Origin of the sequence: Paraburkholderia fynbosensis, from assembly GCF_902859935.1 — a bacterium.
GTDB classification, from domain to species: domain Bacteria; phylum Pseudomonadota; class Gammaproteobacteria; order Burkholderiales; family Burkholderiaceae; genus Paraburkholderia; species Paraburkholderia fynbosensis.
Genome location: NZ_CADIKI010000001.1, coordinates 372164 through 392322, shown reverse-complemented (window position 1 = coordinate 392322; position 20159 = coordinate 372164). Strand labels below are relative to the sequence as shown.

The following is a 20159-nucleotide window of genomic DNA, read 5'->3' as shown; positions in this document are numbered from 1 at the left end:
GGGCGGGCTGGGTCCGGGGGCGTTGGAGAGACAGGAATGAAAAAACCTATTCCGGTAACGGTTCTCACGGGTTATTTGGGGGCGGGTAAAACTACGCTGCTTAACCGTATTCTGTCGGAAGATCATGGCAAAAAATACGCCGTGATCGTCAACGAGTTCGGTGAGATCGGTATCGACAATGATCTGGTTGTGTCATCGGATGATGAGTTGTTCGAAATGAACAACGGATGCATCTGTTGCACGGTCAGGGGCGATTTGATCCAGGTGCTTTATAAGCTTCTGGCCCAGGCTCAGACCTTTGACGCGGTGATTATCGAGACTACCGGTTTGGCGGCCCCAGGGCCCGTGATCCAGACGTTCCTGGTCGATCCACATTTGCAGGCTCACCTAAAACTGGATTCGATTATCACTTTGGTGGATGCCGTGCACATCCACCAGAGACTTGGAGATAGTCAGGAAGCCGTGGAACAAGTCGCGTTCGCGGATCAACTGATTATCAATAAGATCGAACACGTAGAGGAAAAGCGGTTGCATCGCATCGAGACCGCACTTCGGGTGCTCAACCCGTTTGCACGGATTTACAAGACATCACGTTGTCAGGTTCAGCTCGATACGGTGATCGGCCATGGATCATTTGACCTGTCCCGCGTTGAGGGCCTGGCCATGATGGCGCAGGCTCCGGCTCCAGAGCACGTCCACGATGAGCATTGCTGTCACGGTCATGACCATCACGGTCACGAGCATGCCCACGCGCACGGCGAAGGTAACCACATCGAGTCCGATGGTATCGGTAGCGTCTCGTTGACAACGGACAAGGCCTTGGATCTGACCAGGCTTGAAGAATGGCTCGGGAACCTGGTGACCGTGGGGGGCGCCGATATCTTGCGCTCCAAGGGGATTTTCTACATCTTGGGATGCGCACGTCGTTACGTATTCCAATCGGTCCACATGCTCATGGAGGGCGACTTGCAAGGCTCGTGGTCAGAAGGGGAGGCCCGCTATAGCCGGTACGTGTTGATCGGCCGAAACCTGGATCGGGAGGCCTTGAGAGCCGGTTTCGAGGCCTGTATCCACGACTGACGCGAGACCACGGACAACGAATAGAGAAGTGGAAAACCCAATCACGCTCACGCCCGCCCCACTCGGATCCCAGACAAAACTGGTGCTACTGCGACACGGCGAATCCGAATGGAATGCCAGTTCCAGGTTCACCGGATGGGCGGATATCGATCTGACGCCGCAGGGCATGATTCAGGCCCAGATAGCGGCCAAGATGTTAAGGCATGCGCAATGGACTTTTGATTGTGGGTTTTCCTCGATCTTGACCCGGGCCCTGCGTACCTATTGGGTAGTGGCCAGGCACCTCCATCCGGACCGGGAGCGGCCGCCGGTCACCGATTGGCGCCTCAATGAACGGCATTACGGTATTTTGACCGGCATGACCAAAGCGGAGGTTTCGGCCGAGTACGGCCCCCTTCAGTTGACGAATTTCCGCTTCAACGCGGATGCCCGTCCGGAGCCCGTGCCCCTAAAGCATCAATACAGTCCGGAGTCGGATCCCCGGTATTCGCGATTCGCTCCCCAGTCATTGCCCCGTGGTGAATCTATTGGCGATGCGGCAATCCGCGTGCGTGCCGCATGGTCGGACCTGATACTGCCGCGCGTGCTGGCAGGCAACCGCGTATTGGTATGCGGCCACGGGACAACCTTGCGATCTCTCATACAGATCATTGAAGGCCTTCCGGATGAGGTGGTGACGCGAATGAAAATCCCCAACGCCGAACCCGTGGCCTACGGCTAATGATTTGTTCGGAAGACCAACAGGGGCAGTGGTGGCCGCCGTTATTGGATGATGGCGGTCAGCATTGGGGACCGGGATGTCCAGCCCGCGGCTCGCGGCTGGCCGCGCCGCTGACCCAGGGCGTCGAATTGATGCACAGCGCGCGCAGGTCAGCGCGCGGAATCTAGCCTGAACTTGCCCAGGCAACAGATTCTTCACAATCAACGGGGCTCCGAACAAAGTCATGGGGAACTGCCGAAGTCCGCTGTTACGTCTTCGGGAAGCGATGCCGCGCCGCGCGTGAGAGCCAAATCGTGGCCAGGCAGCCGATGATAGACATGATTGCCGGCGCCCAAAAAATCTGTGCCATGTGCACGTGCATGCGGATCAGTTGACCGCCGGTCAAGGGGCCTGCCATTGCGCCAAAGCGTCCCAGACCGTGTGCCCAACCCGTACCCGAGGCGCGGATCTGAGTGGGGTAGCAAACGGCCATCAGAGCATTCGTACCCGACTGCGTACCCAGGATGAAGAGGCCGATAGCGAACACGCCAAGGGCTAGCGTCACGGAGTGCGTTTGCTGCCCCAGGAACAGGGCCGCCACGGCTCCGAGCGCCATATACAGAGGCACGACCCAAAGACGCCCGCGATCAAGCATCAACGACATCAGAAGGCCCCCGAGAACGCCACCCAGGTAGTACATGGAGGCAGCGTGTTCGGCTTGGTGCGGGTTCATGCCCAACGAATGCAGAAGGGTCGGCATCCAGCTGTTCATGAAGAAGTTCGCGAACAGGTTCGTGATGGACATCACCCAAATGAGTGGCGTGATGATGCGCAGATTGCCTTCAAAGAGTTGGCCGACGTGGAATTTCTTTTCGGCAAGGTGATGGATCTGAAACCTCGGATCGACCGGTATGTTCAACTCCGGACGGATCCGGCGCGCAAGCTTCACGATCTGCGGATCGTGCGGGTTACGCACGACCAGGAACTTGATCGACTCAGGCAAGAAGAAGTACGCCAAGAATGCGGTCGCAAGCGGAGCCAGGCCACCGATGGTGAAAATCAGGCGCCATTGCGCAGGGTGAATGACGCTTCCGAGTTGGCCCGGCAGAGCACCGCCGAAAGTCATGCCCACGAACATCATCGTGATCAACAACGAGCGCTTACGCTGCGGTGCGTATTCGGCTGTCAGAGCGACTGTATTTGCAGGCAGGCCCCCGAGAGCAATGCCGGTAAAGAAGCGGAAGACCATCAGTGTAAAAAAGGATTCGGCAGTCGCGCTAAGCAGGGTGAACGCACTGCAAAGCAGTGCCGCAGAGAGGACGGCCACACGCCGGCCCCAACGGTCACCGATATAGCCGAAACCCAGGGCGCCAAACAGCATACCGAAGAGGCCGACACTGAACAGAGGGGCCAAGGCGTGTCTCTCGATCCCGAACTCGTTGGCGATACCAATTGCCGCAAATGCAGCGGCCGAAAGATCATAGCCGTCACAGAGTTGGCATAGGAAACCAATGAATACGACTGTCCAGATGAATCGGCCAATCTTCTGTTCGTCGACAAACTCCGTGATGCGAATCGTTTGTGAATTTACTTCGTAATTCATTGTCGCTAATCTCCAGAGGCTGCCCGCGCAGCGCACACAGGTGACGGAGTATCGGATGTCAAAGATACTTTAGGAATCGGGAGTTTACATACCACCTATTTCAAACTCATCAACTCACCTGAGCTGCGGACAATGCAATCTATCATTCCAGGATGGTCACTGCTTACATGGGTTCCACCATCAATAGAGTGAAACACTGAATTTTTCCATGCCTGAATTAAAGGGTATACGCCTATAGGAGTAACCTCGTCGCGTGAACCGTGAATTAGCGTTCCAGCAATGTCGTGCAATTGTCTTGCATTACTGACTATCTGGTGAGGTGATAGAAATCCTTCATTCAGGAAGTAGTGCACGGAGATGCGAGCCATCGCCAATTCACGTGCCCTGGTTTGTGGGTCCGTGTCGCGTTCTTGGTCTCGCAATCCGGCCAAATGATTTTCCCAGGTGCACCACTGATAAGCCGCTTCGTATTCCTCTTCGGGGATGCCGCAATTCAATGCCTCTCCGTAGGCCTGTAGAAGACCTTGACGCCCTGCGGCCGTGGTCCAGCCGCAGAACCGCGCCCAAGCCTCGGGATGCAGGCGGCCCGCGACCCCTCCATAAAGCCACTCAAGTTCGCTTTCGGTGCAAAGAAAAACGCCACGCAGGAGCAGGGCACGGACTCTTTGTCGGTGGGTTTGCGCATAGGCCAAGGCCAGGGTGGTCCCCCAGGATGCGCCGGAAACAATCCAACGTCCAATATCAAGCAGGGTACGTAGTTGCTCGATATCGGAGATCTGATCGTCCATCGTGTTGTGTTCTACGCTGGCCGCAGGCGTAGAACGGCCGGCCCCGCGTGGATGAATCAGCACGATTCGATAACCCATAGGGTTAAAGAATCGCGGATCCTGGCGGCTAGGGGAACCGCCAGGGCCCCCGCATAGATGCAGCAAGGGACTACCCATGGGGTTGCCATGGGCCTCCCAGAAGACGCGATGACCTCCACTGACATCCATCCAGCCGGATTCGCGTGCAGTGCTCGGGGGATAAAGTTCGCGCAGATAGGTCATCGCTAGTCCCTTAATCGTTTGCGGCTTCGCTTGCGATTTCAGGCACGGGTTCAAATGCGGTTAGGCCCAAGCCGCTTGACGTCGGGAATACCAAGGATTTGATCACCACGGGTGCCGCGGAGGCTGTGGGAAGAAGTTCACCGATGTCAACGAAATCGAATTCCTTGAGCGAGATCCCGTCAATGGAAACGATAGGCACCGGGAGACCGCGTTCCCGCTTAAAGTGGATGCCGATCAGGCCGCCGACATCCCCCTCACCGATCAGGACGATAGGTTGCCCGGCTTCGATCCGCATGCGCATGGCGTTCATGACACCGACGACAAACGCATCCATGCGGCGATAGAATGCCGTCCCGGCAAACCGGTAGAAGAGGGCAACGCCTTTCGTGTCCTCCTGCAGGTCCATCCGCTCAAGCGCTGTCGTCACTGCCTTTTCGATGTCCTTGGGGTCGAGTTGGTCCGGCTCAAGATCGAAATCGAGGACCGCCACCGGCAGATTGCGCAGGGGAAGAACCGACTGCGGTTCAACGTAAACCGTGCTGCCACTCACTTGAACCGTGTATTGCGAGGCGCCGACGACCGTGGCCCGGATACCCTCATCCGTTTCCTTGATTTCGGCTCCCGAGGCTTCGATGCGCTTGCGAACGGCGGCAGCCAACATCAGACCCAGGTCACCGAACGCCCGCGTTTCACGGCCGTAAATGTATTCCGAAACACCACCGGAGAATGTGACGAGATCGGGGACCCGCACGCCTTCCAGTGGTGTGAGACGCAGCAACGAAGCAGTTACCGGATCGAGTTCCGTGCCGTTCTTCATCGACGCATCACACAAGTGCTCGGCCATGCGGTCAACGATGGCCTCCAGTACACCGGGAAGCGGGGCATAACCCACGGTAAGTGTGGCGCCCACCTCCTGGGCAAAACGTTCGCCGGCGGCTTCGACACGGGCAACGCGGCCTTCCTCGTCAAGGGTAATGATGCGGGCGCCGATGTCGATAGCGGTAACGCTTTTGACCTCGCCTTCTTCACAGATAGCGATCTTCGTGGTCCCGCCGCCGATATCCAGGTGGAGGAGACGGGTACCTTGACGCGGTGCGCGCAAGACGGCGCCGGAACCGAATGCTGCAAGCATGGATTCGAGGCCATCACCGGCCGAGACCGAAACGAATTTGCCCGCCTGCGCTGCAAACAGATCCGCGATTGCGCGCGCGTTACGACGGCGAACCGCCAAACCGGTGAGGATCAGGGCACCGGTATCAATTTGTTCGGGCGTGACTCCCGCCTTTTGGTACTGCTCATCAATGAACGCAGCGAGCCGGGCCTCGTCGATCGTCAGATCGTCGGTGTAGGGAGTAAGCAAGATATCCGATTCGTGAAGAATCGTACGTTCTGCAACGATGTAACGCGTGGTCGTGCGTTCGAGAACGATGCGCGAAACGACCATGTGGGAAGTGGAAGACCCGACGTCGATGCCCACGCTGATCAGTTGGATTTCGTCTTCTTCCTCCAGGCTCCGGCCGGTATCGGTAAAGAAGATGCGACCTTCTTGCGGCTCACTGCTCATTGTTGTCTCCAGCACATAAAAGACAGGGCCGTGTCCCCAAAAAGAACACAGCCCTATGGACTAACTAGGCGAACGCGTTAGACCACCGAGTCAGCGACATTCTTTGCCGGCTTGACGTACCACGACGAATCCATACGGCTTTGGACGCCGTTCTTAGCCAGACGTGCTTCATACTCTTGACGGATGTACGGATCTTCCATCCAGTAGGGGATAGCCGTGCCGCCAGAACCGACGTCCTGAGCCGTGTAGTCGTTGTGCTTCGAACCCGGGGCACCCGGATCTCGACCCGGGTTGTGCGGGCCAAACCATGCCGTCAGACGGAACGGGTCCTTGGACGTGCTGAAATGCTGGTGGTACCAACGTGCGCCGCCCGGCGCTGCGGTAACCATGCCGCCGTAACCGTAATCGAGGCGACGAACCTTGTCCGCGTGACCATCGGCCCACGGGTTTTCGCCGCATTCTTCCGGCCACGTGTACGTATAGCCTTCACCCTTCAGGCAGATGAGAACTGCTGCGGACGTGTGAGCGTGGGCCTTCGAGTAGCGGCCTTGCTCGTGCTGGCCGATCCAGAAGTAGAAGCAGTTTTCCGTCATGAACGGCTCAACGCGGCGATAGCCCGGCGAACGACGGTTGTCCAGCGGCAGATCGCAGTTGACGGCATCGGTGATCAGGTTGGTACGACGACGGGCAAGACCGCGAACCGGATCCGTTTCGATCTCATCGCGCGGCTTGTAGAAATCTTCGTCTGCGCTGAAGCGATCACGGAACACGAACGGGTTGTTAAACACCGCTTCGACGTTGTTGATCTGGTTCATCACGTTCGGTGCCGTATTGCCTGCGAGCAGGATCGCGCCCGAGTTCGAGCCGTCAACGATACGGAACCATGCGTTCATCGGAATCGAGAACATCGACCCAGCTTGCCATTCGAAGACGTGCTTGCGGCCTTCGCCTTCAAGCCAAACTTCGGTGGTGCCACGGCCTTCGACCACCCAGTAGATTTCTTCGAACAGGTGCTTTTCGGCATTCAGCGCGCCGCCCGCGGGCACTTCAACCACATAGCAACCCCACTTCGTTTCCGTGCCCAGGAGCTGGATGTAGTGGCCGCGGCCGCCCTTACGCTTCCAGTCCACCATCGGCAGATTGCGCACGTCCTTGATACCGATGTCACGGAAGACCGGAACGCCTTCGCTTTCCATGAAAAGGTCATAGGGCGTCGGTTGCTTCTTGAATTCGCCAAAACCAGCTTTCTTGTGGCCGGCGGGTTCGTGCCAGTGGGCAAGGTCTTTTTCATGCGGCATCGCTATCTCTCCTTGTATGGGCCGGATCTTTCAGGCAAAGACTGTCTCAAGCGTTCTTATATGAGGAACATAGTGCGCTTATATGGAACGACCTGATTGAATCACGATACCGTAATAGGTGTCAATGAAGGATTGACTTACAGATTTTTCATCGGGGCTTTTCTATACGCCGCGCGCGTGGCCGCTCTCGACGTCACGCGCGTAAATGAGGCCATCGCATACCGCTGGCATCCCTGAGGCCCGCCGAAAAAAAATGGACGCCAACATTCCGTGGAACTAAGGAATGGAGGCATACATGAACCGAATCCAAAGCCTTCTAGACGAAGGGATTCCGTGAAGAGGCGGTGAAGCCTGCAATGACCGGGGGCGTTGGTGTATCGGAGGCTGCGCGTCGGCTGTCGATATCGGTGAAGACGGCTGCAAAGTGGGTGCGTGCTGCGATGGCTGGCAAGCCGGAGCGGGTAGGTCAGCATCAAAAAGCTGCTGACGGAAATCGAAGCTGAACTCGAGCGAGTCAAGCGCACGCATATCAGGATCTCGTCGGCCAGTTCTGCATGCACGCTTCGATGAGTCGACGAAGAAACTGCTTTAACAACGCGCCGATCGAATCGTTTTGGGGCACGCTAAAAAAGCGAGCAGCGCTATCATCGACGCTTCGCCTCGCGCGATGAAGCCGGGCGATCAATCAGCGAATACATCGAGATGCTTTGTAACCGGCAGTGCAGGCAGGCTCGTCTCGATTACCTGCCACCTGTAGCATTCACGCAGCGATGTTTCTGAATCAGGTCGCGGCTTAACCCGTTGGCATCCGCGCGTCTCGACCGAGCTCGCGGCAGGCGACATGACATTCGAACGGACGAAGTTCGAGGGCACGATCTCGCACGGGCAAGTGAGTTGGGGTGTGAGGTTTCATGTCATGGCGGGCGCGGATTGTCGTTTCCCGATCGAGTTTGAGGCGCTCCTCAGATTGTCGCCGTGCGACAGCGGGAGATGAACGGGTGAGGTCGGATCTACGCAAAAAAGTCTGCTGCTCGTGGCTAGACGTTCAGTTGAGAACTCAGCGGGGATACCAATCGGGCGCTGGGTACCCGAAGGGATGACGAAGATGCTTGCAGTGTCGACCGATCCCGATTGGAAGAAGTATTGCGGCGAATCTCCGCAGCTAATCTGGGTGGGCGAACGCGCCGACGCGTTGAGCGGGTTGCTTCGTAGGCAGGAAAGACATCAATGGGATCGACAAGAATGACCCCCTCGACTCGGCGCAGGTGGCTGGAGGGGATGCCCAGGCTTCGGCCATTTCGGTGGCGAACGCCTCCGGCTGCGATCGCGAGCACTGCGAGAGCCGGGCCTCTATGCTCGATCAAGGTTCGGGATGACGAGATCGGTAGGGCAGCGCGATTTGGGTGTTGCGGCACCCGATCTACCGGCTGGTATGCCGCTCAGATCCGCTTACTTTGGGTTCCACGCGTTTGGGCATGGCTTGGCACCACGATTCCGCGTGTACGCAGAAATCGTCGATGTCAGTGGAACGCAAGGGAACTGTAGACAACAAAAAACCCCGTAAGACATTGATCTTAAGGGGTTTCTCGGACTTCTTTGGCTTACGCCGGAACAACTATTGGTGCCCAGGAGAGGACTCGAACCTCCACGGTGTTGCCACCGCTAGGACCTGAACCTAGTGCGTCTACCAATTCCGCCACCTGGGCACGTCTTCAAGCTAGACCGCTATTTTAGCAAGCTGATTCAGCGTGTCAATCCCTGCTTCAGACAAACATCGCCTTATCAACTGCCCGGTTAAGTCGTGCAACGAAGCAATGCTTCGCTACCCAACTCCGTCCTGCCAACTACGCAAACCGATCGCTCAAACGAGTGAATTGGACCACGTAGCTTCCTACAAAAATTAAAGCCACCCGCAGGCGGCTCTAATTTTGAATCTGGTGCCCAAGAGAGGACTCGAACCTCCACAGTGTTGCCACCGCTAGGACCTGAACCTAGTGCGTCTACCAATTTCGCCACCTGGGCAGGTGATGAACAGCAAAGACCGCCATTATAGCGACAGATTGGGACCTGTCAAGCGTTTCTCCAAAGTCGCTTAAACATCTCGCCGACGAGGCCGCCCGTGCCCGCCGGCAACCATTGACGGGCCGCGTGGTGCGCAAGACGGGTGTTAGAATGCCTCGCAGTAGTTCGTTGGTACGGTGCACACACGCCCGTCGACTCAGCCTTGAACGAGCCGGACCCGAGCAGTCTTTTTTGTGCATTTGCAGGTGCAATTCAAGCGCAACGCAAACGCTTCTTCAGCCGAGCTACATCGCCGACCGCCGTCCATGCAACGAGAAAAAATCATCGATAAGCCCTTGAGCAAATTTCCGTATCCGATTCCAAGCCGCGAAGAAATTCTGGGCGTCCTGCGCACGAGTGAAACGCCGCTTGCCGCGAACGACATCGCCGAAGCGCTGTCGATCAAGCGCCAGGAGCGCGAAGGATTTTTCAAGCGCTTAGGCGCGATGGAGCGCGACGGCCAGATCCGGCTCGACCAGCGCAATCTCTATCAGTTGACGCATCCCTCGAACTTCGTCGCGGGCCGTGTGCAAGGTCATCGCGACGGCTTCGGCTTCCTGATCCGCGACGACGGTCAGGACGATCTGTTCCTGCCCACCGGCGAGATGCAGAAGGTCATGCACAACGACCGCGTGCTCGCGCGCATCGTCGGTTATGACCGGCGCGGCCGCCCGGAAGGGCATATCGTCGAAGTGACGGATCGCGCCAACAAGCGCGTGATCGGCCGCCTGCTCAACGAGAACGGCGCGCTGATCGTCGCACCCGAAGACAAGCGCATCGGCCACGACATCCTGATCACGCAGAACACCAAAAAGGCCAAGGTCGGCCAGGTGGTGGTGGTCGAGCTGACCGATTTCCCGAGCCGTCATTCGCAGCCGCTCGGCCGCGTGGTGGAAGTGCTCGGCGATATCGACGACCCCGGCATGGAAATCGAAATCGCGGTGCGCAAGTACGGCGTGCCGCACGAGTTCAGCCCGGATGCGCTCGACGAAGCCTCGAAGCTGCCCGACGAAGTCCGTCCGGTCGACGCGCGTCACCGCATCGATCTGCGCGACGTGCCGCTCGTCACGATCGACGGCGAAGACGCCCGCGACTTCGACGACGCCGTGTATTGCGAACCGGTGCAGGTCGGCCGTGGCGAGGGCTTCCGTCTGATCGTCGCGATCGCGGACGTGTCGCACTACGTGCTGCCGAAGAGCGGGCTCGATGCCGACGCGATCGAGCGCAGCACGTCGGTGTATTTCCCGCGCCGCGTGATTCCGATGCTGCCGGAGAAACTGTCGAACGGCTTGTGCTCGCTGAACCCGCACGTCGACCGTTGCGTGCTCGTGTGCGACATGATCGTCACCGCGCGCGGCGAAGTGAAGGCGTATCAGTTCTATCCCGGTGTGATGCATTCGGCCGCGCGTCTGACCTATACGGAAGTCGCCGCGGTGCTGAAAAACACCAAGGGTCCGGAGGCTGCGCGGCGCGCCGCATTGCTGCCGCAATTGCAGAATCTGTATGGCGTCTACAAGTCGCTGTTCGCGGCGCGCCAGAAACGCGGCGCGATCGACTTCGATACGACCGAGACGTACATCGTCTGCAACGCGCAGGGCAAGATCGAGCAGATCGTGCCGCGCACCCGCAACGACGCGCACAAGCTGATCGAGGAATGCATGCTGGCCGCGAACGTCTGCGCGGCCGACTTCCTCAAGCGCAACAAGCATCCGGGTCTGTTCCGCGTGCACGCCGGGCCGACCGCTGAAAAGCTCGAGAATCTGCGCACCTTCCTGCGCGGCATGGGCTTGACGCTCGCCGGCGGCGACACGCCGCACGCGAGCGATTACGCCGCGCTGATGGCGCAGATCCGCGAGCGGCCCGATGCGCAGATGCTGCAAACCATGCTGCTGCGCTCGATGCAGCAGGCGGTCTACAGCCCGGAGAACATCGGCCACTTCGGTCTCGCGTACGAGGCGTATGCGCACTTCACGAGCCCGATTCGCCGCTATCCCGATCTGCTCACGCACCGCGCGATCTACGCGATCCTGCAGGGCCGCAAGTATCAGCCGGAGCCGCCGCAAGGTGTCGAGCTGAATACCGCGCTGTCGCCGCGCGCCCGTGCGATGCAACAGGCCGACGACGAAAAGCGCGGCCGCCAGCGCGGCAACAACGTCGCGATTTGGGAAGAACTCGGACTGCATTGCTCGGCTAACGAGCGCCGCGCCGACGAAGCATCGCGTGACGTCGAAGCATGGCTGAAGTGCTATTTCATGCGCGACAAGCTCGGCGAAGAGTACGGCGGCATGGTGAACGGCGTGACGTCGTTCGGCATCTTCGTGCAGCTCGATTCGCTCTTTATCGAAGGCCTCGTGCACGTGACCGAACTCGGCTCCGACTACTTCCAGTACGACGAGATCAAGAACGAGCTGCGCGGCGAGCGCACCGGCATTCGTTATCGTCTGTCGGATCGGGTGCGGGTGCAGGTGAGCCGCGTCGATCTCGACGCCCGCAAGATCGATTTCCGGCTCGTGCGCGACACGCCGATCAAGCCGCCCGCAGCGCGTGGGGCGCTGGCCGACAAGGGCGCCGGTGACAGCGGCGGCGCGCGCGTGCGTTCGCTGCCGCCGGCCGAAGCCGGTGCGTCGGCGCCGGGCGGCGCGCGGCGCAAGAAGGCCGCGCCCGCGCAAACCGTGGCGGTCAAGGAAGCGCGCGCAGCGCGTGGTGCGGCGAAGAAGCATGGCGCCGCGGCCAATGCAGCGTCGAAACCGCAGGCACGCAAGAAACGCTGAAGCGGTTTCACCGCCTGAACCGCGCGCATCGGGTACGTTCACACGTGCCGGTTGCGCGCGGTCTGCGTTTTATCGTGGCACGCAGGTCAGCGCACGAGCGCGGCAGGCATGCAAAGTATTCACGCGAAGTACTCAGACTCGTATTCATCACAGCAGCGCGCGTTGCAGTCGCGCTCAATCAAAGGTTGTTCAGTCATGGCACGTCTCAAGGTTTTATACGGTTTTCACGCAGTGACCGCGCGTATCCGGCACGATGCGTCGACGGTCGAGGATGTTTATTACGACGCGACGCGCAAAGACCGTCGCATGACCGAATTCCTGCACTCGGCGAAGGAAGCCGGCGTGCGTCTGATCGCCGCCGACGAAACGCGTCTGTGGGGCCTCGCGCACACCGAGCGTCACCAGGGCGTGGTGGCCCGCGCGGGCGACATGCCGCTCGCGCAGAATCTGGCCGAACTGCTCGACGGCATCAACGGTTCGCCGCTGATCCTGGTGCTCGACGGCGTGACCGATCCGCACAATCTCGGCGCCTGCCTGCGCGTGGCCGATGCCGCGGGCGCACATGCGGTGATCGCGCCGCGTGATCGCGCGGTCGGTTTGAACGCGACCGCTGCGAAGGTCGCGAGCGGCGCGGCCGACACCGTGCCTTACATCACGGTGACGAATCTGGCGCGTGCACTGCGCGAATTGAAGGATGCGGGCGTATGGGTGGTCGGCACAGCCGGCGAGGCTACCAAGAGTCTTTACGACACCGAGCTCGACGGTCCGGTGGCGCTCGTGATGGGCGCCGAAGGCGAGGGTATGCGCCGTCTCACGCGCGACACCTGTGACGTAGTCATGCAGATTCCGATGGCGGGCACGGTCGAAAGCCTGAACGTTTCCGTGGCGTCGGGCGTCTGTCTGTTCGAAGCGGTGCGGCAGCGGGCGGTGAAGAAGTAATCGCCCGGCACTCGCGCATCACTCCGGTAAACTAGCGGTTTTATCGCTTCAACTGCTCGCGAGCCTCTCTCCCATGACTCAAGACGAACTCAAACAACTGGTCGGCCAGGCCGCCGCCGACTATGTGAACGCCAACGTGCCTGAAGGCGCGGTGATCGGCGTCGGCACCGGCTCGACCGCGAACTGTTTCATCGACGCGCTGGCCGCCAACAAGGCGCGCTATCGCGGTGCTGTGTCGAGTTCGCTCGCCACCACCGCGCGTCTGCAATCGCACGGCTTCAAGGTGCTCGACCTGAACGAAATCGATTCGCTGCCGGTGTACGTGGACGGCGCCGACGAGATCGACCGCAGCGGCGCCATGATCAAGGGCGGCGGCGGCGCGCTGACGCGCGAAAAGATCGTGGCGTCGGTGTCGGACGTATTTGTGTGCATCGCGGATGCCAGCAAACTGGTCGACACGCTCGGCAACTTCCCGCTGCCGATCGAAGTGGTGCCGATGGCGCGCACTGCGATCGGCCGCCGCGTCACCGCGCTCGGCGGCGTGCCGGTGGTGCGCGTGACGAAAGAGGGCGTGCCGTTCATCACCGACAACGGCAACGAGATCATCGACGTCAAGGGTCTGCGCATCAGCGACCCGCGCACGCTGGAAACGCACATCAATGCGTGGCCGGGTGTGGTGACCGTGGGCCTGTTCGCGGGCCGTGGCGCGAACCTGTGCCTGCTCGGCACGGACACCGGCGTCGAGACGATCGAGTACAGCAAGGGCTGACCGGCGGTCGTTCTGAAATCGCGCGTGAACCTGCAATGTGCGGGTTTGCGCGCGATTTGCTTTTGTATGAATCGTTTGCGCGGGCGCGCGGCTTGCCCGATTGCCGTGCCGTGCGCTGCCAACATCGAGTTGCCGCGGACCTAGGTCGCATATCGTTTCGCGCGTCGCTCCGTGAGACGCTGTGTGAGTGTGCGGTCGGTGCGCAATGTCCTGATCATTGCGGCGAGTACAACGCCTCTGTCTCACCTCATCGCTTCGGCGATCACTGCCCCGAACCGCTCTGTCAAGTCGGCGTACGCAGGCGCAGCCCTCATCCTTGATCCGCGCGAACCGATGGCACGAAGGCGAGCAAAGCCTTGCGCCACCGCATGCGCAATCCACGGTTTCGCATAGCCATACGAGCATCCGGCCAATTATTCGCGCACTGTCGCGCGTCGAATGTGGGCACCCGCACGCACAGCAATTAATGCGGCACATACACTCGTTGCTAGGCCCAAGAGGTGCGTTTTTCCCGACAGCTAGGAGAGGTCATGAAAGTGGCGATCGTGCACGACTGGCTCGTCGCATCCGGCAGTGCGGAGAAAGTGCTCGAGCAGATCATCGAGTGCTTTCCCGACGCCGACCTCTTCAGCCTGGTCGATTTTCTCGATGATCGCCGGCTGCTGCGCGGCAAGTCCGTCACGACGTCGTTCATTCAGCACCTGCCGTTCGCGCGGCGCCGCTATCGCGCGTATTTGCCGTTGATGCTGCGTGCCATCGGGCAGTTCGATCTCGCGGATTACGACCTGATTATCACGAGTTCGCGCATGCTCGCCAAGGGTGTGCCGGTGGGCCCGGATCAGACACATGTGAGTTACGTGCATTCACCGATGAGCGAGGCGTGGGATCTGCAGCACCAATATCTGCGTGAAACGAGGCTCACGCACGGGCCGAAGTCGTGGGCAGCCCGCGCGTGGCTGCATTATCTGCGCAGTTGGGATACCCGTTCGACGAGCGGTGTCGACAGCCTGATTGCGAACTCGCATTGCGCGGCGCGCCGCATGATGAAGACTTACCGGCGCGAGGCAGCCGTGATTCCGCCGCCCGTCGACGTGCATGAGTTCGAAGTGCGCGCGCAAAAGGACGACTTCTATCTGAGCGTGTCGCGCATGGCGTCGGACAAGCGCCTCGATCTGATCGTCGAGACCTTCAACGCGACGCCGCAGCGCAAGCTGGTCGTCATCGGCGACGGGCCGCAGATGGCGGCGCTGCGCGCGAGAGCCGGGCCGAACGTGACGATCCTCGGGCATCAGCCGCCCGAGGTTCTGAAGGATTATCTGCAACGCGCGCGGGCCTTCGTGTTCGCAGCCGAGGAAGATTTCGGCATCGCTCCGCTCGAAGCGCAGGCGTGCGGCACGCCGGTGATTGCCTTCGGCAAGGGCGACGCGCTGGACAGGTTGACGCCGCTTGGCGACGCGCATCCCACCGGCATATATTTCGCATCCCAAACGGTCGTGTCGATGCGCGAGGCGATCGAACGCTTCGAACGGCTGCGTGAACGCATCACGCCTGCAGCTTGCCGCGCGAATGCCGAACGTTTTTCGGCAGCGGTGTTCCGGCGCGCATTCATGGCCGAGGTCACCCGGACGATCGCCGCCGCCGGCATGCGTCAGCGCGTTGGAACGGTGGAGGTGGGAGAGCACGATCTGGAGACCGAGGACCTTGCATGGTCGGACAAGCCCGCATCCAGGAGCAATTTGGGACCGTGATGTGCTTGCGCCGGATGGTAGCGGGTGACTCGGCATGGCCCGCAGTTGGCTCGGGGTACCTATTTATTCGCATATTGAGAAATGAACAGTATGCGAATAAATGGACTTTCGTCGCACCGCAGTAGGCCGCACATGGCCGTCCGGACTATGCCAGTCCGACCGGCTATCGCAGTCGATCCGCCCCGTTTAGCCTTGCACGTACTCGCGCATCTTCGATGCGCGAGTACGTGCGGACGAAGACGACGCGGGTCATGTCAAAGAAGGCGTTGCAGGACTTTATAAAGAGACATCCGGGGTGCGCGCAGTGCGCTATTGACGTGGCAGTAGCGCAGGCTTGCCTCGCGTATGGCCATAACGACCTGAAGCAGACGTTCGCCAGTGTGGACTATGTGCCGCCGCAATACATCGTTTTTCGATGCGGGCGACAACTGGTTCAGGATCGTCGTGGCGATTCACTACAACAGGCTGTCGTCATTCGTTCGTCATGTATGACGCATGCGGAGTACGACCTTTGGACGAGGAAGAACTTAAACTCATGAACGCCGATCGCCTTCCGGGACCTTTTCCCGACGTTGCCCAAACCTGGGTCGCGCTGCAAAACCAGTTGCCGATTACGCCTATTCGTACCGAAGAGGATTACCAGCAGATGGTGCGGGTCGCCAACTCGCTCGCCGATCAGCTGAACGGCAACAACGAAGATCCTCTGGCCGACCTGCTCGCGATCGTCACGGAACTCGTCGCAAACTGGGAAGCGCACAACGTGACGATTCCCAAAGCGGAGCCGCGCGAAGTATTGCGGCATCTGCTGGAAACACACGGACTCAAGCAGAAGGACCTGATAGGTATCGCGTCGCCCACCGTGGTAAGCGATATTCTCGCGGGGCGGCGCGCCATCAGCAAGAAAGTGGCGAAGGCGCTTGCCTTGCGTTTTCATATCGACGTCAGCGCGTTTCTGTGAAGATCGGCGCAATGCCGGCTTCGTGCCGCGCGCGGCGTGGAGCGTTAGCAGGCCGGCTCGCACTTCGACCCGTTCCATCCGCGCGGGCGCTGGCGGCTTGCGATTCCACTTTTGGCGTCGGCGCAACAGCATGGACGCGGTGACCGTTTGAGAGTGCGCAGGAGCGCGCCGTGGCCCACGCCGGCACGGCCGCTTGTGTCGCGTATGCCGACTCACGTGACGGAACGGGTCCGTGGCGGCGCGGCGGCCATGCTGGCGCAACCGGCCCGGATTGAAGGCGATGGGTGGGTGCCACGCGCGAGGCGGCTGCTTTGCACAGTCAGCGTATTGCTTCCTGCCACGCGCCGCGCATTGCCCGCAGGCCCACTCGCCATTTACGCAGCGCAAGCGCCACGCCGCCGCGTGCGAATGCCAGCGACAATGCGCGCAGAAACCCCGGGTCAGCGCGCTCGCCAATCAGCGTGGAGTAAGCGACGAACGCCCATCGGCCGTGCGGGCTCAGGTATTCCCACATGATGAGGCGCAGATTGAATGACGCGTTGTAGAAAGCTGCGTCGTTGAAAGCGAAGCGCGGGTCTTCGTCGCTGCGCTGCACAGGGAAGTGCTCGACCAGCAGCGAAGGGTCATAGATCAGAGCCCAGCCGCGCCGTTGCACGTCCAGACTGAATGCCATCTCGCAGTGAGCTTGCGCGCCGTGGCCGCGCAAGCGCGAGTCGAACCGCAGCGCGCCGATCGCTTCGCGGCGGAACGCCATGTTGACGCCTTTGAGCACGTGCACCCGGCGCGCTTCGCCATGGCCGATATGGTGGTTGCCGATGATCCGTCCATACCAGCGCACGAGCCCCACCCGCGGCGTGTGGCCCTGCAGGATGCCGTGCCGTTCATGCACGATGTCGCGGCCGCCCAGGCCGCCGAGCGTGGGATCGTCGTTGAACGCGCGAGCGATGCGCGCGATCCAGTCGCTATGCGGCGCGGCGTCGTCCTCGGTGAAGCAGAGCACATCGCCGCTCGCGCTTTCGATGCCGAGGTTGTAAGCGGCAACCATACCCGGCTTGCGCATCAGCACCACGAAGCGGCGCGGATCGGGCCGGTTCGCTTCGCGTGTGCGCAGCCAGTCGAGTGTGGCGTAGTCGTCGTGGCGCGCAACCACGATCACTTCGTCGGCGCGACGCTCCTGCGCGTCGAGTGCCGCGAGACAGCGGGCCAGGTCGGCCGTGCGCCGGTGCGTCGGCACGATCACCGACACTTTCACGAACGGTTGCCGCACTGGCATGGTCAGAACGCGTTGCGGCCGACGAAGCCCTTGAAGATGGTGATGAACACGATCTTCATGTCGAACCAGAACGACCAGTTCTGAATGTAGAAGAGGTCGAACTTGACGCGCGCTTCCATCTTTTCCACCTTGGTGGTGGCGCCGCGATAGCCGTTCACCTGAGCCCAGCCGGTGATGCCGGGCTTGATCCGGTAGCGGTGCATGTAGCCATACACCTGATCCTTGTAGAGATCGTCGTGTTCGACCGCGTGCGGGCGCGGGCCGACCACCGACATCTGGCCGAGCAGCACGTTCAGGAACTGCGGCAGCTCGTCGAGACTGGTGCGGCGCATGAAGCCGCCGAGTTTCGTCACGCGCGTATCGTTGCGCGAAGCCTGGGTGACCTGGCCGTGCGTTTCCTGATGAACGGTCATCGAGCGGAACTTGTAGATCGCGAACGGCTCGCCGTCGACACCCTTGCGTGTCTGGCGAAAGAACACGGGCCCGGGCGAGCTGAGCTTGATGCCGATCGCGAGCACGATGAACACCGGCGCGAGCACGAGCAGCGCGAGCGCAGCGAACAGACGGTCGAACATCAGCTTGGGCCACATCTGCGGCGGCGAGAAGGGCGTCGCGCTCAGATTGAGCGTGGGTAACCCGACGACGTCGACCAGCGCGTGGGTGAACAGCGAGAGGCTGCGTACATCGGGGACGAAGCGCAGATTCACGAAGTCGTGTCTGAAGATATGCGTGAAGCGATAGATCGTATGTTCTTCGGAAAGCGGCAGCGCAAGCCACACTTCGCTTACGCGCTCGTTGCGCACCTTGTTGACGAACGCATCGAGATCGGTCAGCACCGGCAGGCGCTTCAGGCGCGTGCCATAGTTGGCGGCGCCTTCGATGCTGGTGTCGAAGACGCACACCGGTTTGAAGCCGGCTTGCGGCGCATGTTCGAGATGCGCGAGCAGCGTACGCGAGAAGCCTGGCGCGCCGACGATCGCGACGGTGCGGACATTCATCCCGCGTCGCCGCACGCTGCGCAGCACGACGTGCGTGATGCAGCGGGTGGCGATGATCATCGCGCCGGAGATCAGCGTCGAGTAACCGAACCACAGCCGCGACACCGCGTCCATACGATGCAGCGTGAACACCAGCACGAGGCCGGTGACGGACACCACCAGCCACGCCGCCGTGATTCTCGCCAGCACCGGCGCCAACGCCTTGCCGCGCCACGTTTCATACACGCCGAAGCCCGGAAACAACAGCAACACGAGCAGACAGTTGAACGCGATCAGAAGACGCTCGGTGTCTGACAACGCGATCGGCGTCGAGAAGCGCAGCCAATGTCCGAGCAGGCTTCCGGCAATCACGAAAAGCGCATCGAGAACCCGCGTAGTATTCCTGAACATATTTTTCTTTATTCTGGTGGTCGGGCGGCACCTTGCTTATTCGACGGTTTCGGCCTGGCGCAGACGCGGCAGAAGACGGTCGAATTCGCGTTTGACGAGGCCGTAGCATTCGCATGCACGCGCTTCGAGGCCCTTGCGATCGAGCACCTTGATGTGGCCGCGGCTGTGATGAATCAGGCCTTCATCGTGCAGCTTGCCGGCGGCTTCGGTAATGCCTTCGCGGCGCACGCCGAGCATGTCGGCGATCAGTTGCTGGGTTACCGTCAGATCATTCGACGCGACGCGGTCCACTTCGATCAGCAGCCAGCGGCACAGCTGCTTGTTCAGCGCATGGTGACGATTGCAGGCAGCGGTTTGCGCGACTTGCGTGAGCAGGGCGTGCATATACAGCAGCATCAGGCGGCGCAGGAAGTCCGAGCGCGCGAATTGCTGTTTGAGCGCCTGTGCGCTCATCCGGTATGCGAAGCCGGCGCATTGCACCTGCACACGGTTCGGCATGGTTTCGCCGCCGGTGAGCACCGGCACGCCGGTCATGCCTTCGCGGCCGACCGCGGCGATTTCGACCGAGCTGCCGTCTTCCATCGTCGAGAGCATCGAGATGATCGCGGTCGTCGGGAAGTAGACGTGATGAATGCGTTGACCCGAGTCGCACAGCAACTGTTCGGTGCGCAGATGAACCAGTTCGAGATGGGGAGCTAGCGCTTGCCATTCGTGCGACGGCAATGCTCCAAGCAAGTGGTTACCGTGCAGATCGGATTGAAGTGTCAACATGATCGGTCCTCGCGTGAAAGTCGCGTTGAGGGCGGCTTTCTGTTTTTGATCCGATGTCTGCATCCGTGAAGAAATCACAACTGCCTCGCGAGCAGTGAAGGATGGACAGACTCGGCCCCGTATTGGCCTGGTGCGCCGCCGCCGTTTTTGTGGACCCTGCTGCGGTGACGCTGCGTTGCGCTCAGCT

At 60.5% G+C, this 20159-nt stretch carries 14 protein-coding genes, 2 tRNA genes and 2 pseudogenes; 9 read left to right on the top strand and 9 right to left on the bottom strand.

Annotated features, from left to right (window positions below; translation table 11 throughout):
• The first annotated feature begins 36 nt into the window (after positions 1-36).
• The gene (locus HV770_RS01755) at positions 37-1080 is read left to right on the top strand and encodes a CobW family GTP-binding protein (protein ID WP_175157800.1); all 1044 of its coding nucleotides are present in this window, start codon (positions 37-39) and stop codon (positions 1078-1080) included.
• Between the two features lie 28 nt (positions 1081-1108).
• A complete protein-coding gene (locus HV770_RS01750) occupies positions 1109-1801 on the top strand; it encodes a 2,3-bisphosphoglycerate-dependent phosphoglycerate mutase (RefSeq protein ID WP_175157799.1) in 693 nt (230 codons plus the stop codon).
• A 247-nt stretch (positions 1802-2048) separates the two neighbouring features.
• On the opposite strand, the gene HV770_RS01745 is transcribed toward HV770_RS01750, so the two are convergent.
• From HV770_RS01745 to HV770_RS01730, 4 genes are all read right to left on the bottom strand, one after another.
• Positions 2049-3383, bottom strand: a complete 1335-nt coding sequence (locus HV770_RS01745) for an MFS transporter (RefSeq protein WP_175157798.1) — start codon at positions 3381-3383, stop codon at positions 2049-2051.
• Positions 3384-3478: 95 nt separating this feature from the next.
• Positions 3479-4327, bottom strand: a complete 849-nt coding sequence (locus HV770_RS01740) for an alpha/beta fold hydrolase (RefSeq protein ID WP_246290697.1) — start codon at positions 4325-4327, stop codon at positions 3479-3481.
• A gap of 115 nt (positions 4328-4442) precedes the next feature.
• Positions 4443-5996 (bottom strand): ethanolamine ammonia-lyase reactivating factor EutA, encoded by a 1554-nt coding sequence (locus HV770_RS01735; protein WP_175157796.1) that lies wholly within the window; start codon positions 5994-5996, stop codon positions 4443-4445.
• Positions 5997-6073: 77 nt separating this feature from the next.
• Positions 6074-7294, bottom strand: coding sequence for a cupin domain-containing protein (locus tag HV770_RS01730; RefSeq protein WP_175157795.1), 1221 nt, complete (start codon positions 7292-7294; stop codon positions 6074-6076).
• Positions 7295-7626: 332 nt separating this feature from the next.
• Between HV770_RS01730 and HV770_RS39625 the strand changes: the two are divergent.
• Positions 7627-7797 (top strand): annotated as a pseudogene (locus tag HV770_RS39625) (transposase); the annotation flags it as partial.
• A gap of 3 nt (positions 7798-7800) precedes the next feature.
• A pseudogene (locus HV770_RS38385) lies at positions 7801-8091 on the top strand (IS3 family transposase); the annotation flags it as partial.
• A gap of 822 nt (positions 8092-8913) precedes the next feature.
• Here HV770_RS38385 and HV770_RS01720 read toward each other — a convergent pair.
• Both HV770_RS01720 and HV770_RS01715 read right to left on the bottom strand, forming a co-directional pair.
• A tRNA-Leu gene (locus HV770_RS01720) sits at positions 8914-9000 on the bottom strand.
• Positions 9001-9229: 229 nt separating this feature from the next.
• A tRNA-Leu gene (locus HV770_RS01715) sits at positions 9230-9316 on the bottom strand.
• A 305-nt stretch (positions 9317-9621) separates the two neighbouring features.
• On the opposite strand from HV770_RS01715, the gene rnr reads away from it, so the two are divergent.
• From rnr to HV770_RS01685, 5 genes are all read left to right on the top strand, one after another.
• A complete protein-coding gene (gene rnr / locus HV770_RS01710; RefSeq protein WP_175157793.1) occupies positions 9622-12126 on the top strand; it encodes a ribonuclease R in 2505 nt (834 codons plus the stop codon).
• A 195-nt stretch (positions 12127-12321) separates the two neighbouring features.
• Positions 12322-13065: a 23S rRNA (guanosine(2251)-2'-O)-methyltransferase RlmB gene (gene rlmB / locus HV770_RS01705; RefSeq protein WP_121319478.1), complete on the top strand. Its 744-nt coding sequence runs from the start codon at positions 12322-12324 to the stop codon at positions 13063-13065.
• A gap of 73 nt (positions 13066-13138) precedes the next feature.
• On the top strand, positions 13139-13834 hold the full coding sequence (gene rpiA / locus HV770_RS01700) for a ribose-5-phosphate isomerase RpiA (protein WP_175157792.1): 696 nt from the start codon (positions 13139-13141) through the stop codon (positions 13832-13834).
• Between the two features lie 530 nt (positions 13835-14364).
• Positions 14365-15582 (top strand): glycosyltransferase, encoded by a 1218-nt coding sequence (locus tag HV770_RS01695; RefSeq protein ID WP_175157791.1) that lies wholly within the window; start codon positions 14365-14367, stop codon positions 15580-15582.
• A gap of 535 nt (positions 15583-16117) precedes the next feature.
• A complete protein-coding gene (locus tag HV770_RS01685) occupies positions 16118-16540 on the top strand; it encodes a helix-turn-helix domain-containing protein (protein ID WP_175157790.1) in 423 nt (140 codons plus the stop codon).
• A gap of 319 nt (positions 16541-16859) precedes the next feature.
• On the opposite strand, the gene HV770_RS01680 is transcribed toward HV770_RS01685, so the two are convergent.
• The 3 genes from HV770_RS01680 to HV770_RS01670 are packed head-to-tail and all read right to left on the bottom strand — an operon-like array spanning position 16860 to position 19972.
• Positions 16860-17813 (bottom strand): glycosyltransferase family 2 protein, encoded by a 954-nt coding sequence (locus tag HV770_RS01680; RefSeq protein ID WP_175157789.1) that lies wholly within the window; start codon positions 17811-17813, stop codon positions 16860-16862.
• 2 nt (positions 17814-17815) lie between these two features.
• Positions 17816-19201 (bottom strand): undecaprenyl-phosphate glucose phosphotransferase, encoded by a 1386-nt coding sequence (locus tag HV770_RS01675; RefSeq protein ID WP_175157788.1) that lies wholly within the window; start codon positions 19199-19201, stop codon positions 17816-17818.
• Positions 19202-19237: 36 nt separating this feature from the next.
• A complete protein-coding gene (locus HV770_RS01670) occupies positions 19238-19972 on the bottom strand; it encodes a Crp/Fnr family transcriptional regulator (RefSeq protein ID WP_006048767.1) in 735 nt (244 codons plus the stop codon).
• Positions 19973-20159 lie beyond the last annotated feature (187 nt).